Origin of the sequence: Campylobacter portucalensis (assembly GCF_009690845.1) — a bacterium.
GTDB lineage: Bacteria > Campylobacterota > Campylobacteria > Campylobacterales > Campylobacteraceae > Campylobacter_B > Campylobacter_B portucalensis.
On sequence record NZ_VWSJ01000011.1, the window covers coordinates 1 to 17966 of the forward strand.

Below are 17966 nucleotides of genomic sequence, written 5' to 3' on the forward strand. Positions count from 1 at the left end.
AGCCGTATTAAACTAATATAAACAAAAACAACCTAATGCTAATTGATGATTTTAGAGTTAAAAGCTTTAATAATTTATATTTTAAATGAGAAAATATTTTTTAAAAATCTAACAACGCAACTTCGATAAACAGCCTTAAATTTAACAAATTAATTTTGATAACAAAAACAACCTAACAATATCAAATTTATAAAACTAAATTTGATAAATAATGGCGACTTTTGGTTAGTGAATTTAGCAAGTAGCATATATCTAGACAACCCAAAAAAATCATAAAACAAACCCAGAAAATATATAAATAAGATTTCTATTGCATTTTTTGCTTCATTCCTGCTGGCTACTATTTGATTTATCTTTAAATCATCTAGCAGAGCCGTTAAGTCCGCAGGTGTTAATTTATAATAAATTAAAACTATTATTTAAACCCCCATCTATAATCCACTCTCATCACATACATAAACTTTTTGCGATAAGCTAAGTTTTTATAATTAAAACAAGTTTTAAAACTTGGATAAAATTTGATTTTACGTCATAATACTTTGCTTTATATTCTAAAACTCCATTATTTTTGTAGCTATTTGACCTTTAATCATAAGGCTTTTGTGTGCAAACTGTCTTTGTCTTTTAGCTAATCCCGTAAATTTACCGAGTAGCTTTAATTTAACTACTAAATCTTTTGATAAGGTTTCATTTCTAAATCTACTCCAAGATTATTGCTCAACCTATATAAATTAACTATTTTTTATATAATATAAACCTTTTGTAAGTCCATTAGGTATTAAATTAAAAGCTTGGCTAGTCTTTTAAGCGTCCTAAATTTTCAAATTCTTTGTAGTCTATTGGCTTACCATTAAAAATAAATACATAATAAAAACCATTATGCACAATATAGAAAAATATCAAATAAATATTAGCTTTTTAAATGATCAATAATTAAAAAAAAGCAAATTGTAAAAAAATTGCCAAAAATCAATTTATTGATTTTAAAATTTATCTGTTGTTTCACTAGTTACAATATCAAATTTAGTAAAAGTTGAAGTAAATTTAAATCTTGCTACGGTTTTGGGCGGCTAAGAAAGATATAGATAAAACTAGTGGTAAATTTGCAATAAAACTAGAAATTAGTAAATTATTTATCGCAATACAACACCAGTAAATATGTGGCAATTTTGTTGATATTGTTTTATATCTATCATTTTCGTATCTTTATGGATATTTTGCATTGATTTGATAAATCTTTATCTGCGATAACCATCTTTGTTTCTCTTGAAAAATCAATTCTTATAATAACTTTAATTTATCCCTAAAAATGGCTATAAAAATTATTAATGTATTTTATTTTTTATCGTTTAGATTATTTTTAAATGCTTGATAGTTATATTTTTATTATAGTTTGATATTCATATTTGTATCCAAAAAACTAAAAAATGGAGATATTAAGTTCGCTAAAATATTTTAAAATAAAAAATTACCCCATTTCTCTAGACAAAAATATAGTTAAAATAAATTTAATTACTTTTAAAAGATAAATTAAATTTATCTTTTAAAATAAGCCTATTTTTCACTTTTATCTTAGAATTTTTATAAATATTTTTTATGCAATAACTTCTTCAAATAATAATATAAACTTATTATGAATTTTTACTTTGCATCTTAATATAAATATGAAGCAAATCGATTGCAGCTGGCGTGATTCCGCTTATTTGTTTTGCAGCAAAAAGAGTTGGCGGATTAAATTTATTTAATTTCTCTACCACTTCATTGCTAAGCCCTGAAATACCGCTAAAATTCATATCTTTAGGTATTTTTACATCCAGCATTGATTTCATTTTTTCAACTTCATCTAGTTGCATTTGGATATAAAAATAATATTTACACTCGATTAAAATTTGCTCCAAGCTCTCATCATCTAAATTTTGAAAAAATTCATTTAATTTTCTTAAATTTTCTCTATTAAAGCTTTTTCTAGCAACTATTTTTTGAAGAGTAACTGTATTTGTGATTGCCTCTTCGTTTAAATTTGCTAAAAATTCGTTATTTTCTTTAGACGGAGTTAGTTGTGTGGTTGTTAAAATCTCCATACCTTTTTTAATGTTTTGTTTAATTTGATTTGAGTATGCAAAAGTTTCATCATCTAAAAGTCCTAGCTCGTTGCCGTATTTAGAAAGCCTTAAATGTGCATTATCTTCTCTTAATAAAAGTCTATATTCAGCCCTGCTTGTAAACATCCTATACGGCTCTTTTGTTCCTTTTGTAACTAAATCATCTATCATAACTCCAATATATGCTTCATCTCTTCTTAAAACAAAAGGCTCTTTTTTATCTAAGCTAATTACCGCATTTATTCCTGCCATAAGTCCTTGAGCAGCAGCTTCTTCATATCCAGTAGTGCCATTTATTTGTCCAGCTAAAAACAGCCCTTTTATCTTTTTTGTCTCTAAAGTATGCTTTAGCTCTGTTGGTTCGATAAAATCGTATTCTATCGCATAGCCATGACGAACTATTTTTGCATTTTCAAAGCCTTTTATTGTTTTAATCATAGCTTTTTGCACCTCAAATGGAAGCGATGAAGAAAGCCCATTTATATAGTATTCTGTAGCTTGCATAGTTTGAGGCTCTACAAAAAGATGGTGTCTTTCTCTTTCACTAAAGCGATTAACTTTATCTTCAATGCTTGGACAATACCTAGGCCCTACACCTTCTATTTGACCTGTAAAAATAGGTGCTTTATCAAAATTTTTTCTTATAATTTCGTGAGTATTTTCGTTTGTGTAAGCTATATAGCAAGGTAGCTGATCAGGGTTGAAATTTTTAGTTTTTATGCTAAAAGGTTTTGGCGTTTCATCGCCATCTTGCATTTCTAAAACGCTAAAATCAATACTACTTCCAAGAATTCTTGAGCAAGTTCCTGTTTTTAATCTACCAACTTTTAAATTTAAATTTTTTAATGACTCTGATAAAGATTTGCTACTTAATTCCCCAACCCTGCCAGCTTCAAGTTTATTTGTGCCTACGTGAATCAAACCATTTAGAAACGTTCCTGTTGTGATAATGAGTTTTGTTGTGTGATAGATGCTATCAAGATGAGTTTTTACTCCACAAATTTCGCCATTTTCTGTTAGAATTTCAGTGGCTATTTCTTGTGTTACATCTAAATTTGGAGTTTGCAAAAGTAGATTTCTCATATAAATTCTATATTTATCCATATCGATTTGAGCTCTACTTCCTCTAACGGCTGGACCTTTGCTTTCATTTAAAATTCTAAATTGTATTCCGCATATATCAGTTGTAATTCCCATTTGACCACCAAGAGCATCAATTTCTTTTACTAGATGCCCTTTTGCTAAACCGCCAATTGCAGGATTACAGCTAGCAGCACCGATTTGTTCTGCTAAAATTGTAATAAGAAGAGTTTTTTTGCCCATTTTTGCAGCAGCCAAACACGCTTCAATTCCCGCATGCCCACCACCAACTACTATAATATCATAATTCATATCTATTCCTTAAAATTTTAAAGCCCTAATTTTACCAAAATTAAGTTTAATACATTATAATATCAGCCCGAAACAAAGGATTTGCAATGAAAAATAAAATATTAAATGGCTATAAAATTTCAAAAAAAGAGGCTTTAAATTTAGTTTTTAATGCTAAATTAGAAGATTTATTGAGCGATGCAAATGAAATTAGACAGCATTTTTGTGGTGATAAATTTAATCTTTGTGCAATTATAAACGTTAAATCTGGTGGCTGTAGTGAAGATTGTGCGTATTGTGCTCAATCTTCTTATTTTAAAACAAATTCTCCAAAGTATCCGCTTTTAGATAGCAAGACTATATTAAAATCTGCTAAATATCATAACGAAAAAGGCGTACATAGATTTTCACTTGTTGCAAGCGGTAGAGGTCTAACAAAAAGCAAAAAAATAGAAGAAATTTACAATATTTTAGATGAACAAACATCCTTGCATTTATGTGGATCTTTTGGGATTGTAGGTGTAGAAATTTTAGAAAATTTAAAAAAATCTGGTCTTAAGACATATCATCATAATCTTGAAACTTCAAGGAATTTTTATCCAAAAATTTGCACAACTCATAGTTATGATGATAGAATTCAAACTATTGAAAACGCCAAATCAGTTGGTCTTGATGTATGTAGTGGTGCTATATTTGGAATGGGGGAGAGTATGGAAGATAGAATTGATTTAGCTTTTGAACTAAGAAATTTAGAAGTTAGTAGTGTGCCATTAAATATATTAACGCCAATTCCTGGAACTCCGCTTCAAAATCAACCCCCACTTCCTAAAGATGAAATTTTAAGAACAATGGCTATTTTTAGATTTATCTTGCCAAATGTGTTTTTAAGATATGCAGGTGGTAGAAATAATCTTGGAGAATTTGTGGAGATTGGATTAAAAGGGGGAGTAAATTCTGCACTAACTGGTGATTTTTTAACAACAAAAGGTGATGCTATAGAAAATGATATAAAAATGGCTAGAAAACTAGGATTTAGCGATGTTTAATGGACTTATAAAAGAGATTTCTCAGGTTGTAAATTTTGATGGTAAAATTTTAACTCTAAAATCAAATTTAAATCCAAATTTAGGAGATAGTATAGCTATAAATGGTGCTTGTTTAAGTGTAATTTCTAAATTTAATGGTGGTTTTAGCGTAGAAGTTAGTAGCGAGAGTGTTAAAAATTTAGCAATTGAAAACTTTAAGGACTTTGTTCATAGCGAAGAAGCGCTTAAATTTGGAGATAAGATAGATGGGCATTTAATTCAGGGTCATATCGATTTTATCGGTGAAATTTATAAAATATCAGAGTTAAAAACAGGCTTTGATTTCTATATAAAATTACCTTCCCAAGCTATGAAATTTGTAGCAAATAAAGGAAGCATAGCAGTTGATGGGGTGAGTTTGACTATTAATGAAATTTTAGATAATGCAATTCGTCTAACCATCATATCTATTACGATGAGAGATACACTTTTTGGCAGATATAAAGTTGGTCGGCGTGTCAATATAGAAACAGATCTACTTGCAAGATATGTAGCAAGGGCGTTAAATTTAGATAAAAAAGGGCTTTCTTGGGAAGATGTGGAGAGAATTTCAAGTTTGTATTAGATGAAAATTTTGCTTTTGCAGGGTATTCAAACAGATTTGGCGGTGTTTCAAAAGATGATTTTGATAGCTTAAATTTAGGTTTGCATGTTGGAGATGATGGAGATTTAGTCATAAAAAATAGAGAAATACTAAAGCAAAATTTAGATCTTAAGAGTTTAATTTTTATGGAGCAAATCCACGGCGATGGCGTTGAAATTTTGATAGATGAAAATCAAAGTCTTCCTCCTTGCGATGCTGTTATTACCAATTTAAAAAACATAGCACTTGCTGTTATGGTGGCTGATTGTGTGGGCGTGATGTTGGTTTCAAAAGAGTGCGTTGGCGTTGTGCATGCTGGGCGAGCTGGAATTTTAAAAAAACTTACTAGCAAAACAATAAATTTAATGAAAAAAGAGTTTAATGCAAAAAATATAAATCTTTTTACTACGCCTTTTATTCAGGGGAGTTGCTATGATATTGGTAATTTAAATTTAAAAGACTTCAATAAATTTATAAACAAATCTAAATTTAATATGCAAAAAGCCCTTTTTGATGAGGTTAGGACTTTAAATTTAGAAAGATGTGAAGTTTCTAAAATTTGTACACATTGTGATAAAAATTTTTTTTCATACAGAAGAGAAAAAATCACGGGTAGATTCGCTGGAATTTGTGCTTTAAAATAAAAATTAAATATATAAATTTAAAATTTACAATTATTTAAACTAAATTTTATATAAATTTTGCTATCATCAGCTCTTTATTTCGCACATACAAATCCTTATTTGGTTGCAAAAAGTTAAGGTGTATGGAGGTAAAAACTAAATTTTTAAGGAGAAACTCATGGTTACAATGAGAGATTTATTGGAGTGTGGCGTTCATTTTGGACATCAAACTAGAAGATGGAATCCAAAGATGAAAAAATTCATTTTTGGCGAGAGAAAAGGTATTTATATCATAGATTTACAACAAACTATTAGATATTTTAGAAAAACTTATAATATCGTTCGTGATGCTGCAGCAGAAGGTAAAACGGTGCTTTTTGTGGGCACTAAAAAACAAGCTGGATCTACTTTAAAAGAGTATGCTCAAAAATGCAATATGCCATATGTAAATCATCGCTGGTTAGGCGGTATGCTTACAAATTTTGGAACTATAAAACAATCAATTGCAAAACTTGAAAAAATAGAAAAAATGGAAGAAGATGGCACAATTGATCTTTTGACTAAAAAAGAAGCTTTAATGCTAAGAAGAAAAAAAGAAAAACTTCTTGATTATTTAGGCGGTATTAGAGATATGAAGCAACTTCCAGATATGATTTTTGTGGTTGATATCGTAAAAGAAAAAATTGCAGTTGATGAAGCAAATAGATTAGGTATTCCAATCGTTGCTCCACTTGATACAAACTGCGACCCTGATTTAGTAACTTATCCAATTCCAGGAAATGACGATGCTATTCGCTCTGTTCAATTATTTTGTCAAGAAATGGCAGAAGCTATAAATGAAGGCAAAAGTATGATAGATGAAGATGGAAATATAAAACAAACAAATAGCGAAGAATCTTCAGAAGAAGAAAATGGTGAAGAATTTAGCGAAGAAGATTTAAACTTTGAAGAATTAGAAGGACAAGAGTAATGGATATTAGTGCATCAATGGTAAAAGAGCTTAGAGAAAGCACTGGAGCGGGTATGATGGATTGCAAAAAAGCCTTGGTTGAAACTAATGGCGATATGCAAAAAGCGGTTGATTTGCTTAGAGAAAAGGGGCTTGGAAAAGCAGCAAAAAAGGCAGATAGACTTGCAAGTGAGGGTCTTGCTGGCGTAATTGTAGATACTGAGTGTAAAAAAGCCACTTTAGTTGAGATAAATTCAGAAACTGATTTTGTTGCTAAAAATGATAAATTTATATCTTTAGTGAATTTAGTTACTTCTCATATACAAAATGAAAATATCAAAACAGTAGAAGAGTTGAATGCAAGTAAAATTAATGGTGAAGTTTTTGAAGATTATCTAAAATCACAAATTGCAACTATTGGTGAAAATTTGGTTGTTAGAAGATTTGAGAGTGTTAGTGATGATATTGTAAATGCTTATTTGCACTCAAATGGTAGAGTTGCAGTTGCTATTTCGGCAAAATATAATGGCGATAATACAGAGAAAGTAAAAGAATTTTTAAAACAACTTTGCATGCACGCAGCAGCTATGAAACCAAGCGTTATAAGCTATAAAGATTTAGATTTAGAATTTGTTGAGAAAGAATTTTTAGCACTAAAAGGCGAACTAGAAAAAGAAAATGAAGAGTTAAAAAGATTAGGAAAGACACTTCACAACATACCTTCTTTTGCAAGCAGAGTTCAAATAAATGATGAAATTATGGCAAAAGTTGAAACTGATATTAAAGAAGAATTAAAAAAAGAGGGAAAACCAGAAAAAATTTGGGATAAAATTTTACCAGGAAAAATTGATAGATTTATGGCAGATAATACAATTTTAGATCAGAGATTAACCCTAATGGGCCAATTTTATGTTTTAGACGATAAAAAAACAGTTGAGCAAATTATTGCCGAAAAAAGTAAAGAATTTGGTGCAGAGATTGTTTTAACTTCTTATGTTAGATATGAAGTTGGCGAAGGTTTAGAAAAAAAAGTTGATGATTTTGCTGCAGAAGTTGCAGCTCAAATTGGCTAAAAATGGAACTTTTAAAGGGTGTAAATTTAACTCATAAATTTGACTACACTCTTTTTAAAAATTTAAATTTTACTATTTCGCAGAATGAAAGTTCTGCGATTTTAGGAGTGAGTGGTTGTGGTAAATCCACTCTTTTACACATACTATGCACGCTTCTAAAACCGCACAATGGTGAAGTTTTTTATAATAATCAATCTATCTACACGCTAAATAACGATGATAGATTAAAAATTAGAAGATGTGATTTTGGTATTATTTTTCAATCACACTATCTTTTTAAAGGTTTTACGGCTTATGAAAATATTGAGCTTGTGGCCACTCTTACGAAGCAAAAAATAGATGATGAAATTCTAGAAAAATTAAAAATAAAAAATATTTTGACACAAAAAGTTGGTGAATTAAGCGGCGGACAACAACAGCGTGTTAGCATAGCAAGAATTTTAAGCAAAAAACCCAAAATCATTTTTGCAGACGAACCAACAGGAAATTTAGATAAGAATACAGCAAATGATGTTATGGAAATTTTATTTAGTTATATAAAATCAGTAAAAGGTGCTTTAATTTTAGTAACTCATGATGAAAATTTAGCCAACAGATGTTCGACGATTTACCATTTAAATAATAAAAATTTAGAAAAAATTTCATAAATTTTGTATAACTAAGCAAAAAATAACTAAAATTATCATAAAATAAAGGTTATATTTACATAATAAGGAATTGAAATGAAAGTTTTTTTAGATAGCCAAGATAAACTTGGTATTTCTACTCTTGTTGAAATCAGTTGCGATAGAGGCGGCTTTGATTTAGTAGAAGATGGTGCTTATGATATTTTAATCAAGGATGTTGAAAAAGATGAGGAGTTGTTAAATTTTGATGAGAACAAAACTATATTTTTGTTGCCTAAAAATTTAAGTGATGCCTATTCTTTTAAAAATCAAATCATAAAACCATTTTTGCCTACCGAATTGATTCAAATACTAAAAGATATAGGTAAAAAAAATATTGTAGAAAAGAAAACTGCACAAGACATTAGTGAGATTAATGCTACCTTAAAAGAAATTGAAGAGATTGATAATGAATTTGATGCTTCAAATAATTTATATGACCAAGATAACTTTTTTGATTATGAAAATTTAGAAATAAATGATGATATACCCTTGGATGAGATTGCTCTAAATTTACAATCTCAAAACGATAAATCGAGTTGTGAAAATATCTTAAATGAGGATAATGAAAATTTAGAAATAAATATTTTAGATGAATCTTTAAATGATAAAAAAGATGTATCCTTAAAGCCATTAAGCTCAGAAGAGGAAACTTATAAAAATCAAGATTGCAATACAAAAGATATTTTGAAAAACGAGATTGAAAAAGGTGTAGAAAATTTATTGCTAAATGGCGATTTAAAAGATATTTTAAAAGATATGAAAATTGTAGTTTCTGTAACTTTTGAGGATAAAAACTAGTGCAAAAAGGTCAAATTTTAGTCATTTCTGGCCCTAGTGGAAGTGGCAAAAGTACTTTAATCGAAAAACTTATGAAAAATCAAAGTAATATCTATTTTTCTATATCCAGCACAACAAGAGATATTAGAGATGGTGAAAAAGACGGTGTTAATTATCATTATATAAGTTGTGATGAATTTAAAAAAGGCATAGAAAATAATGAATTTTTAGAATGGGCTTTGGTTCATGAAAATTATTATGGCACATCTTTAAAACCAGTTTTAAATGCCTTAAATGATGGCAAAATGGTTGTGTTTGATATAGATGTTCAAGGCTTTAAAATAGTAAAAAGTAAATTTACAAAAGGGTTAACTTCTGTTTTTATAACAACCAAAGATAAAAAAGAGCTTAAGCAAAGATTAGAACTTAGATCTAAAAATACTTTATCAGACATCAATCATCGTATAATTAATGCAACTAATGAGATTATGTGTATTAATGAGTATGATTATTTGATAATAAATGACGATTTAAGCGAGGCTTATAAAGCACTTGAGTCTATTTTTATAGCAATGAAATTTAAAACATCAAATTTAGATTTTAAGTCTATAATTAATAACTGGGTATATTAAGGATTGAAAGGAGAAAAAATGGGTAGTATGAGTATGGGGCATTGGCTAGTAGTTTTAGCAATAATTGTTTTGCTTTTTGGAGCAAAAAAAATTCCAGAACTTGCAAAAGGAGTTGGCAAGGGCATAAAAACCTTTAAAAAAGAGATGGAAACAGATGATGAAAATATAGAAAAAATAGAAAAAGTTGAAATAAAAACTCAAAATGAAGAGATAAAAGAGAGTATAAAATCTTAATGAAAAATTTTGTAAAAAATGAAATAGAAAAAACACTAAATTTAAACGTTGTTTTAGAAAAACCTAAAGATAAAAATTTAGCTCATTACGCAGCACCTGTGGCTTTTGCTCTTGCAAAAGAGTTAAAAAAATCTCCGATTTTGATAGCAAAAGAGTTGGCTTTAAAATTTGAGGAAAGTAAATTTTTTAAGGTAAGTGCTGTAAATGGATATTTAAATTTTAAGTTAAAAAGAGAATTATTAAATGAAATTGCTACTAAAGCTTTAGAAGATGGTATAAAATTTGCAAAATCTAAAAGCAAAAATAACAAAATTTTATTAGAGTATGTTAGTGCAAATCCTACGGGACCGCTTCATATAGGGCATGTTAGAGGTGCTGTTTATGGAGACACTTTAGCAAGGATTGGCAGATATGTTGGCTATGATATCACAACTGAATACTATATAAACGATGCTGGAAATCAAATGGATTTGCTTGGATTATCTATATTTTTATTTGGTAAAAGCGACATTTTAAAAGAAGATGTAGAATTTCCTGAAGTTTTTTATCGTGGCGAATATACACAAAATTTAGCAAAAAAGGCGGCTGAAGTTTTTGGGTATGAAATTTTTACTGATGATAAAAATATAGAAAAGTTAAGTTTGTGGGGTAAAGATGAAATTTTACAAATCATAAAAAAAGATTTAGCGAATGCAAATATTGAGATTGAGAATTGGATTAGCGAAAAATCTCTATATAATAAGCTAGATGATACTATATCTAAACTTGAAAAATGCGATGGAATTTACAATAAAGATGGCAAAATTTGGCTAAAATCTACTCAAATTGGCGATGAAAAAGATAGGGTTATTATACGTGAAGATTTAAGACCTACTTATTTGGCTGGAGATATTGTTTATCACAATTATAAATTTGAAAGAGACTTTGATAGATATATTAATATTTGGGGTGCAGATCATCATGGATATATTCAAAGAATTAAAGCAAGTATCCATTTTTTGGGATATGATGAGAATAAATTAGAAGTTATTTTATCTCAGATGGTAGGACTTTTAAAAGGCGGCGAAGTATTTAAGATGAGTAAAAGAGCTGGTAATTTTATTTTGATGAGTGATGTTTTAGATGAGATTGGAAGCGATGCTTTAAGATTTATTTTTATTAGTAAAAAGTGTGATACTGCACTTGAATTTGATGTTGATGAATTAAAAAAACAAGATAGCTCAAATCCTATTTTTTATATAAATTATGCACATGCAAGAATAAATCAAATTTTTGCAAAATCTAAAAAAAGAATTGATGATGTGATTGGTGTTGATTTTAAAAATTTAGATGAAAATGCTTTAAATTTAGTATTTGAGGCACTTACTTTAAATGAAATTTTAGAAGATGCATTTAATACCAGACAACTTCAAAAACTTCCTGAATTCTTAAGAAATTTAGCTTCAAATTTTCATAAATTTTATAACGAAAATAAAGTTCTTGGGAGTGAATTGGAAAATGAACTTTTAAAAGTTTTTGGAATTGTTGGGCTTTGTATTAGAACAGGACTTGATTTGATGGGGATTTGTGCAAAAAATATAATGATAAAAGATTAATTAGGGGTGTTGATGGCAACAATTATGCAAAAAGAGGCATTGATAGAGGCGGGTTTCACAAGTTCAAGCGATTTTGGCTAAACGACTTGATTTTTGTGCTTCATTGATCCCAGATGAATTGCGTTTAATGGAAATTAGAGAGTTTTTGTATAAAACTCATCATAATGATATTTTATATTATGAGATATTAGATGAGGTAAAATCAATAAAAGAAAAATTTGAAAATTGAGCTAATGCTTATTGACAAATTAAAGTGTTAAATTTAGATCAAATTTGATGATATTTTAAATTTGAGTTTAAATTTAATCACTCATAAAAATTATTTTTTATTGCATTTTTAAATATGCAAACATCAACTTTATTTAAAATAGCAGTTTTTAAATCATCGCATATTATGGCTATTTTGCTATCAAAAAGATAAAATTCTGCTAAATTTATAGCATTTTTTGTAAGGATTAAATTCTCAAGAACTATAAATTTAGCCCCCATAGCGTTAGCTAAAACAATCTCTTCTTCCGTTTTTGCAAGTATTGAAAATTTTTTATTTTCTTTTATGGAAATTTTTATAAAATCTTCATTATATGTGAATAATAAATTATCAAATTTATAAATTTCATCTATATTTTTGATTAAATTTAGGTAGTCAAATTTGATTAAATTATGCCCTATAATTTGCATTATCTATCCCTTTTTAAGCAATCTTTGCAGATATATTTTTGATTTTTTATGATAGCTTCTTTTATATCAACAAAAGTATTACATTTATCGCATTCTACAAAATTTTGGATTTTATTATCTTTTTTGGTTCTAAATTTAGGCAAAATCAAAAAATAACAAAATGCACAAATTAAAATTAATATCAAAATTTTACCCATTTTTAACTCCATTTAAAATTATGAAATTTCTATTTTTTTCTTGATGAATTTCTATTTTTTTTGCTTTTAAATTTTGTATTTCATTATGTGCATTTGAGCCTTTATATAGTATAAATAAAGTATTTTCGTCAAAAAATCCATTACAAATTTTTAAAAGTAAATCAGCTCTCATTAAAGCTCTTGATGTTATTAAATCTGCTTTAAATTTAATATCTTTTTCTATTTTTTTAGAGTGGATGGCGATATTTTTAAGCCCTAAATTTAGCTTAACGCAGGTTAAAAAACTTGATTTTTTAAAATTTGGCTCAAACAAATGCCACTGACAATTTTCAAAATACATAGCTAAAAATATCGCAGGAAATCCAGCCCCGCTACCAACATCAATGGCTATTTTGGGATCGTTTGTTATAAATTTTGCACCACTTAAACTATCTTTTATCACGCTATCTAAATTTTTATAATTTGTTAGATTATGAATTTTATTAAAACGATTTAAAATTTCGCAAAATTTAGCAATTTGTTCATTCATCAAGCAAATGCCCCATTTGATTTTTTTTGATTTCTAAATAATTTTTATTAAATTTATTTGCTTTTATGATGATTGGAATTCTTTTTACTATTTTCACGCTTTTTAGGCCTTGTAATTTTTCTGGATTATTGGTAAGTAAATTTATCTCTTTTATCCCAAAATGATTTAATATAAAATCCACTATTTCATAAGTTCTTTCATCTGCTTTAAATCCTAATTGATGATTTGCCTCTATAGTGTCAAAGCCCTTGTCTTGCAGCGCATAAGCATTTATTTTATTTAAAAGACCGATATTTCTTCCTTCTTGCCTTAAATACAAAATAAGCCCGCCGTTTTTTTCTATATAATCTAAACTAGCTCTTAATTGCTCACCACAATCGCATTTTAAGCTACCTAATGTATCTCCTGTAATGCACTCTGAATGAATTCTTACATTTACAGCTTCATTTTTATTATCAATTAAATCGTTCATAATCACTAAGTGCTCTTTAAAATTCTCTTTAAAGGCTATTATTTTAAACTTTCCAAACACTGTTGGTAAATTTGCAAATTCTGAAATTTCAATATCCACAACTGCTTCCTAATATTGAATTAAAATGCTTATTATATCAAAATAATATTTCATTTTGCTAATAAATAGACAATGACATTTTTTAAATTTAGCTATTATTTATAAGGGTTGTGATAAACTATATGGGTTTAGAAAATTAAAGAGGTGAAGATTATGTTTAGAAGATTTAGAAGACTTAGGGTAAATTCAAATATAAGAGATTTGGTTAAAGAAACAAATTTAAGTGTAAATGATCTTATTTATCCTCTTTTTGTCGTTCCTGGAAGCGGTATTAGAATTGATACAGCCTCAATGCCTGGAGTTTTTCAATTAAGCGTTGATGAAATTTTAAAAGAGTGTGAAGAGATTGTAAATTTAGGGATAAAGGCTATTTTGCTTTTTGGAATTCCAGAGATTAAAGATAGTGTTGGAAGTGATGCTTTAAGTGATGATGGTATAATTGCAAAAACTCTTCGAAAGATAAAAGAGAGATTTCCAAATTTATATGTAATAACTGATTTATGTTTTTGTGAATACACTGATCACGGTCATTGTGGTATTTTGTGTGGCGATAGTGTAGATAATGACGCAACATTAGAAATTTCAGCAAAGCAAGCCTTAGTACACGCTAAAAATGGTGCTAATATGATAGCTCCAAGTGGAATGATGGATGGGATTATAAAAACTTTAAGAGAAGCCCTTGATAAAAATGGATATGAAAATTTACCGATTATGGCATATTCTACCAAATTTGCATCTTCTTATTATGGACCTTTTAGAGATGTGGCTGAAAGTTCTCCTAGTTTTGGAGATAGAAAAACTTATCAAATGGATCCAGCAAATCGCTTTGAAGCAATTAGCGAGAGTTTAGAGGATGAAAAACAAGGAGCTGATATTTTGATGATAAAACCAGCTTTAGCATATTTAGATATTATTAGAGATTTAAGACAAAATTCTCTTCTTCCAATTTGTGCATATAATGTAAGCGGTGAATATGCACTTTTGCAAGCAGGGAAAATCGCAGGCGTGATTGACTATGAGAGGGTTATGATGGAGACGCTAATTAGCATAAAAAGAGCGGGTGCAAATTTAATAATAACCTATCACGCAAAAGAAGTAGCTAAAATTTTAAAAAATACCAATTGAAATAATCAAAAAATGGTAGTTTTAGCTTAATAGAACAAGGAGCAAGTATGGGCGATGAATATAAAATTTATGAAAACGAAATAGAGCAAATAACTCAAATTTTAGGTTCTATTAAAAGTACAAAACAGAGAACCGTTTTTGATATAATTGATAATGACAACACAAAAACTTTAATTCTAAAAAGCGGTTCTTGGAAGAGTAAAGAGCCTTGGTTTGGAGTGGATAAGGATAGTAATCTACATACGATGGTCTGCGTAAAAACTCTTAATGATTTTATAGAAAGCTATAGAAATTTAGCAAAAGAAAATTTTGAATTAAGACTTGAAAAGATTATAATGAAGTACTTGCCTGTCGATTTTGGTGATGTTTGGAGCGTTTGTCTAAATAAAATAGGTGAAATTTTGAAGCAAAATCCAAATCTTCAAATTTTAAATATCGATTTAAATCAATTAGTAAAAAAAATCAAACAAGACTATCCGAATTTATTTGTAAATTTAGATACTATTATGGAGTAAGGAGATGAGATATGAAAAATTCTTTCATAAATTTTGATGAATTTGCTAAGTATTCTAAGCCAGGACCAAGATATACAAGCTATCCAACGGCGTTAGAATTTAGCGAAGAATTTAGCTATCAATCATACATAAATGAACTTAAAAATCAAAGCGATCAAACTCCCCTTTCGCTATATTTTCACTTTCCATTTTGTAGGTCGGCTTGTTATTTTTGTGGTTGCAATGTGATTTATACTAGCAAAAAAGATAAGATGGATAGATACATTGATTATTTAGAAAAAGAGTTAGAAATTTTAAGCAAATTAGTCAATACAAAAAGGGTTGTAACTCAGATGCATTTTGGCGGAGGAACTCCTACATTTTATGATGCAAAAGAGCTTGAGAGAATCATAAAGGCTATCAAAAGTCATTTTAAAAATTTTAGTAAAGACGCTGAGATAAGCTGTGAGATTGATCCTAGATTTTTAAATGAAGATCAAGTTAAAATTTTTGTAGAAAATGGATTTAATAGAGTTAGTTTTGGTGTGCAAGATTTTAATGATTTAGTTCAAACAGAAATTCACCGCATCCAACCTTTTGAAACTACCCAAAATGCAGTGAATTTAGTTAGAAAATATGGCATAAAATCAGTAAATATGGATTTAATTTATGGTCTTCCGTATCAAAATTTAGATAGTTTTAAAAATACTTTAGAGTTATCTTTGAAATTAAATACCGATAGATACGCCATTTTCAACTACGCTCATGTTCCTTGGATTAAAAAATCGATGAGAAAATTTGATGAAGCAACGCTCCCAACTCCAAAAGTAAAGCTTGAAATTTTAAAATTTACACATGATTTTTTGACTCAAAATGGCTATAAAATGATAGGAATGGATCACTATGCAAAACCAGAAGATGAACTTTTTAAAGCTCTTAAAAATGGTAGTTTGCACAGAAATTTTCAAGGCTATACTACAAAAAGCGGAGCTAATTTAATTGGTGTTGGTCTTACTAGCATAGGCGAAGGACAAAGGCATTATGCTCAAAATTTTAAGGATTTAAATGAGTATGAAAATGCAATCGATAATAATAAGCTTCCGTTTTGTAAGGGAATTTTATTAAAAGATGAAGATATACTTAGAAAAGCCGTTATTATGGGATTGATGAGTAATTTTTATTTAGATATTTCTAGGATTGAAGATAAATTTAATGTAAATTTTAAAGAACATTTTAGGCATAGCTTAGAAAAATTAAAAGAGTATGATAATTTTGTAAATGTTAGTGAAAAATGCATTGAAATAACTCAAACTGGCACGCTTTTGATACGAAATATTGCGATGTGTTTTGATGAGTATATGAAAGAAAATGAGAAGAGGTTTTCAAAAACAGTATGATTGATTTATTGGATATTAGCAATGCTTGCGTAAAGTGCGGAAAGTGCATTCAAGTTTGCACTATTTATGATATAAATAGAGATGAAACGACTTCTCCTAGAGGATTTTTAGATCTTTTAGGTGCTTATAAAAATGGCGATTTAAATTTAGATAAAAGTGCAAAACAGATATTTGAGAGCTGTTTTTTATGCACGAATTGTGTTGAGGCTTGTCCTAAAAATTTAAGAGTTGATACAGCTATTGAGAGCGTTAGGGTTGATATTTCTGAAAAATATGGTATTTCGTGGTATAAAAAAATAGCATTTTGGTTTTTAAGTCATAGAAAAATTTTAGATATAGCCGCTAAAATGGGTTATATTTTTCAAAGTTGTGCGTTTAAAATTCAAAATGAAAAATTTACAAATTCGATGAAGGCTAGATTTTCGCTTCCAATTATAAAAAAAGAGAGGCTTTTACCGACTGCTTCAAAAAAGAGTTTTTTAAATTCACATCCTGAGTTTATAGATAACGGTGGTGATAAAACAATAGGGCTGTTTATAGGCTGTATGGGAAATTATGCTTATACAAATATTGGTGAAAGTATTTTAAAAATTTGCAAAACCTTAAAAATTAACGTTCATTTGATGAAAAAACAAGCCTGTTGCGGGGCTGCAATGTATTTTACTGGCGATATTAAGAGAGTAAAATCTTTGGCTAAATTTAATATTGAATATTTTGAAAAATTAAATTTAGAAGCAATTATTATTCCAGAAGCCACCTGTTCGGCTATGATTAGAGTTGATTATGAGCATGTTTTTAGCGATGAAAAATCTTGGCAAGAAAGAGCCATTGAGTTAAAAGATAAGATATTTTTAGCTACGGAATTTTTTGATAAATTTACAAATTTAAGCGAAATTTTAGCCAATAAAAACAGAACAGATATTTCTATTACATATCACGATCCTTGTCATGCTAGAAAAATGCAAGGAATTTATAAGGAGCCACGAAATCTTCTAAACAAAAATTTTAAAATAATAGAAATGAAAAATCCAAATAAATGTTGTGGATTTGGTGGGGTTACCATGCAGACAAATCGTTATAATTTAAGTAGAAAAGCTGGACTTGAAAAAACTGGTATGATTAAAAAAACTAATGCGAATTTTGTAAGTGCGGAATGTAGTGCGTGCAGGATGCAGCTTAATAATGTTTTAAATATCGATAAATGCGATATTAGATGTGTCAATCCTGTTGAGTTAATTGCAGAGGCATTGCAATAAAATTTAATATTAAATTTTAAAAATATT

Annotated in this window: 20 protein-coding genes; 15 read left to right on the top strand and 5 right to left on the bottom strand. The window is 28.6% G+C overall.

Annotated features, from left to right (window positions below; all coding sequences use genetic code 11):
- Window positions 1–1631 precede the first annotated feature (1631 nt).
- Complete coding sequence (gene mnmG, locus F1B92_RS04040; protein ID WP_154570620.1) at window positions 1632–3494, bottom strand: tRNA uridine-5-carboxymethylaminomethyl(34) synthesis enzyme MnmG; 1863 nt, start codon at window positions 3492–3494, stop codon at window positions 1632–1634.
- Window positions 3495–3580: 86 nt separating this feature from the next.
- On the opposite strand from mnmG, the gene bioB reads away from it, so the two are divergent.
- From bioB to F1B92_RS04095, 11 genes are all read left to right on the top strand, one after another.
- Window positions 3581–4519, top strand: coding sequence for a biotin synthase BioB (gene bioB, locus F1B92_RS04045; RefSeq protein ID WP_154570621.1), 939 nt, complete (start codon window positions 3581–3583; stop codon window positions 4517–4519).
- The gene (locus F1B92_RS04050; protein WP_154570622.1) at window positions 4512–5123 is read left to right on the top strand and encodes a riboflavin synthase; all 612 of its coding nucleotides are present in this window, start codon (window positions 4512–4514) and stop codon (window positions 5121–5123) included. The genes bioB and F1B92_RS04050 overlap by 8 nt, the downstream gene beginning before the upstream one ends.
- On the top strand, window positions 5087–5785 hold the full coding sequence (locus F1B92_RS04055; protein ID WP_154570623.1) for a polyphenol oxidase family protein: 699 nt from the start codon (window positions 5087–5089) through the stop codon (window positions 5783–5785). The genes F1B92_RS04050 and F1B92_RS04055 overlap by 37 nt, the downstream gene beginning before the upstream one ends.
- A gap of 157 nt (window positions 5786–5942) precedes the next feature.
- Window positions 5943–6734 (top strand): 30S ribosomal protein S2, encoded by a 792-nt coding sequence (rpsB, locus tag F1B92_RS04060; protein ID WP_154570624.1) that lies wholly within the window; start codon window positions 5943–5945, stop codon window positions 6732–6734.
- A complete protein-coding gene (gene tsf, locus F1B92_RS04065) occupies window positions 6734–7786 on the top strand; it encodes a translation elongation factor Ts (RefSeq protein WP_154570625.1) in 1053 nt (350 codons plus the stop codon). Before rpsB ends, tsf begins: the two co-directional genes overlap by 1 nt.
- 2 nt (window positions 7787–7788) lie before the next feature.
- On the top strand, window positions 7789–8433 hold the full coding sequence (locus F1B92_RS04070; RefSeq protein ID WP_154570626.1) for an ABC transporter ATP-binding protein: 645 nt from the start codon (window positions 7789–7791) through the stop codon (window positions 8431–8433).
- A gap of 75 nt (window positions 8434–8508) precedes the next feature.
- Window positions 8509–9252 carry a hypothetical protein gene (locus tag F1B92_RS04075; protein WP_154570627.1) on the top strand — a complete coding sequence of 248 codons (744 nt, stop codon included), beginning with the start codon at window positions 8509–8511 and terminating at the stop codon, window positions 9250–9252.
- Window positions 9252–9863: a guanylate kinase gene (gene gmk, locus F1B92_RS04080; RefSeq protein ID WP_326833088.1), complete on the top strand. Its 612-nt coding sequence runs from the start codon at window positions 9252–9254 to the stop codon at window positions 9861–9863. The genes F1B92_RS04075 and gmk overlap by 1 nt, the downstream gene beginning before the upstream one ends.
- A gap of 18 nt (window positions 9864–9881) precedes the next feature.
- A complete protein-coding gene (tatA, locus tag F1B92_RS04085) occupies window positions 9882–10097 on the top strand; it encodes a twin-arginine translocase TatA/TatE family subunit (RefSeq protein WP_154570628.1) in 216 nt (71 codons plus the stop codon).
- A complete protein-coding gene (gene argS, locus F1B92_RS04090) occupies window positions 10097–11692 on the top strand; it encodes an arginine--tRNA ligase (protein ID WP_154570629.1) in 1596 nt (531 codons plus the stop codon). The genes tatA and argS overlap by 1 nt, the downstream gene beginning before the upstream one ends.
- Before the next feature lie 73 nt (window positions 11693–11765).
- The gene (locus tag F1B92_RS04095; protein WP_154570630.1) at window positions 11766–11921 is read left to right on the top strand and encodes a hypothetical protein; all 156 of its coding nucleotides are present in this window, start codon (window positions 11766–11768) and stop codon (window positions 11919–11921) included.
- A gap of 77 nt (window positions 11922–11998) precedes the next feature.
- On the opposite strand, the gene F1B92_RS04100 is transcribed toward F1B92_RS04095, so the two are convergent.
- Genes F1B92_RS04100 through ribA form a run of 4 tightly spaced genes read right to left on the bottom strand, consistent with a single transcriptional unit; the run spans window position 11999 to window position 13667 of the window.
- Complete coding sequence (locus F1B92_RS04100; RefSeq protein ID WP_154570631.1) at window positions 11999–12370, bottom strand: hypothetical protein; 372 nt, start codon at window positions 12368–12370, stop codon at window positions 11999–12001.
- Complete coding sequence (locus tag F1B92_RS04105) at window positions 12370–12567, bottom strand: hypothetical protein (protein WP_154570632.1); 198 nt, start codon at window positions 12565–12567, stop codon at window positions 12370–12372. The genes F1B92_RS04100 and F1B92_RS04105 overlap by 1 nt, the downstream gene beginning before the upstream one ends.
- Window positions 12560–13096, bottom strand: a complete 537-nt coding sequence (gene rsmG, locus F1B92_RS04110) for a 16S rRNA (guanine(527)-N(7))-methyltransferase RsmG (protein ID WP_154570633.1) — start codon at window positions 13094–13096, stop codon at window positions 12560–12562. Before rsmG ends, F1B92_RS04105 begins: the two co-directional genes overlap by 8 nt.
- Complete coding sequence (gene ribA, locus F1B92_RS04115) at window positions 13089–13667, bottom strand: GTP cyclohydrolase II (RefSeq protein WP_326833089.1); 579 nt, start codon at window positions 13665–13667, stop codon at window positions 13089–13091. The genes rsmG and ribA overlap by 8 nt, the downstream gene beginning before the upstream one ends.
- Window positions 13668–13820: 153 nt before the next feature.
- Here ribA and hemB point away from each other — a divergent pair, with 153 nt between their 5' ends.
- The 4 genes from hemB to F1B92_RS04135 are packed head-to-tail and all read left to right on the top strand — an operon-like array spanning window position 13821 to window position 17939.
- Window positions 13821–14792 (top strand): porphobilinogen synthase, encoded by a 972-nt coding sequence (hemB, locus tag F1B92_RS04120; RefSeq protein WP_154570634.1) that lies wholly within the window; start codon window positions 13821–13823, stop codon window positions 14790–14792.
- A gap of 47 nt (window positions 14793–14839) precedes the next feature.
- Window positions 14840–15307 (top strand): DUF2603 domain-containing protein, encoded by a 468-nt coding sequence (locus F1B92_RS04125; RefSeq protein ID WP_154570635.1) that lies wholly within the window; start codon window positions 14840–14842, stop codon window positions 15305–15307.
- A gap of 11 nt (window positions 15308–15318) precedes the next feature.
- Window positions 15319–16683, top strand: coding sequence for an oxygen-independent coproporphyrinogen III oxidase (gene hemN, locus F1B92_RS04130; RefSeq protein ID WP_154570636.1), 1365 nt, complete (start codon window positions 15319–15321; stop codon window positions 16681–16683).
- Entirely contained in the window at window positions 16683–17939 is a 1257-nt protein-coding gene (locus F1B92_RS04135) for a (Fe-S)-binding protein (RefSeq protein WP_407643629.1), read from the top strand. The genes hemN and F1B92_RS04135 overlap by 1 nt, the downstream gene beginning before the upstream one ends.
- The last annotated feature ends 27 nt before the right edge of the window (window positions 17940–17966 follow it).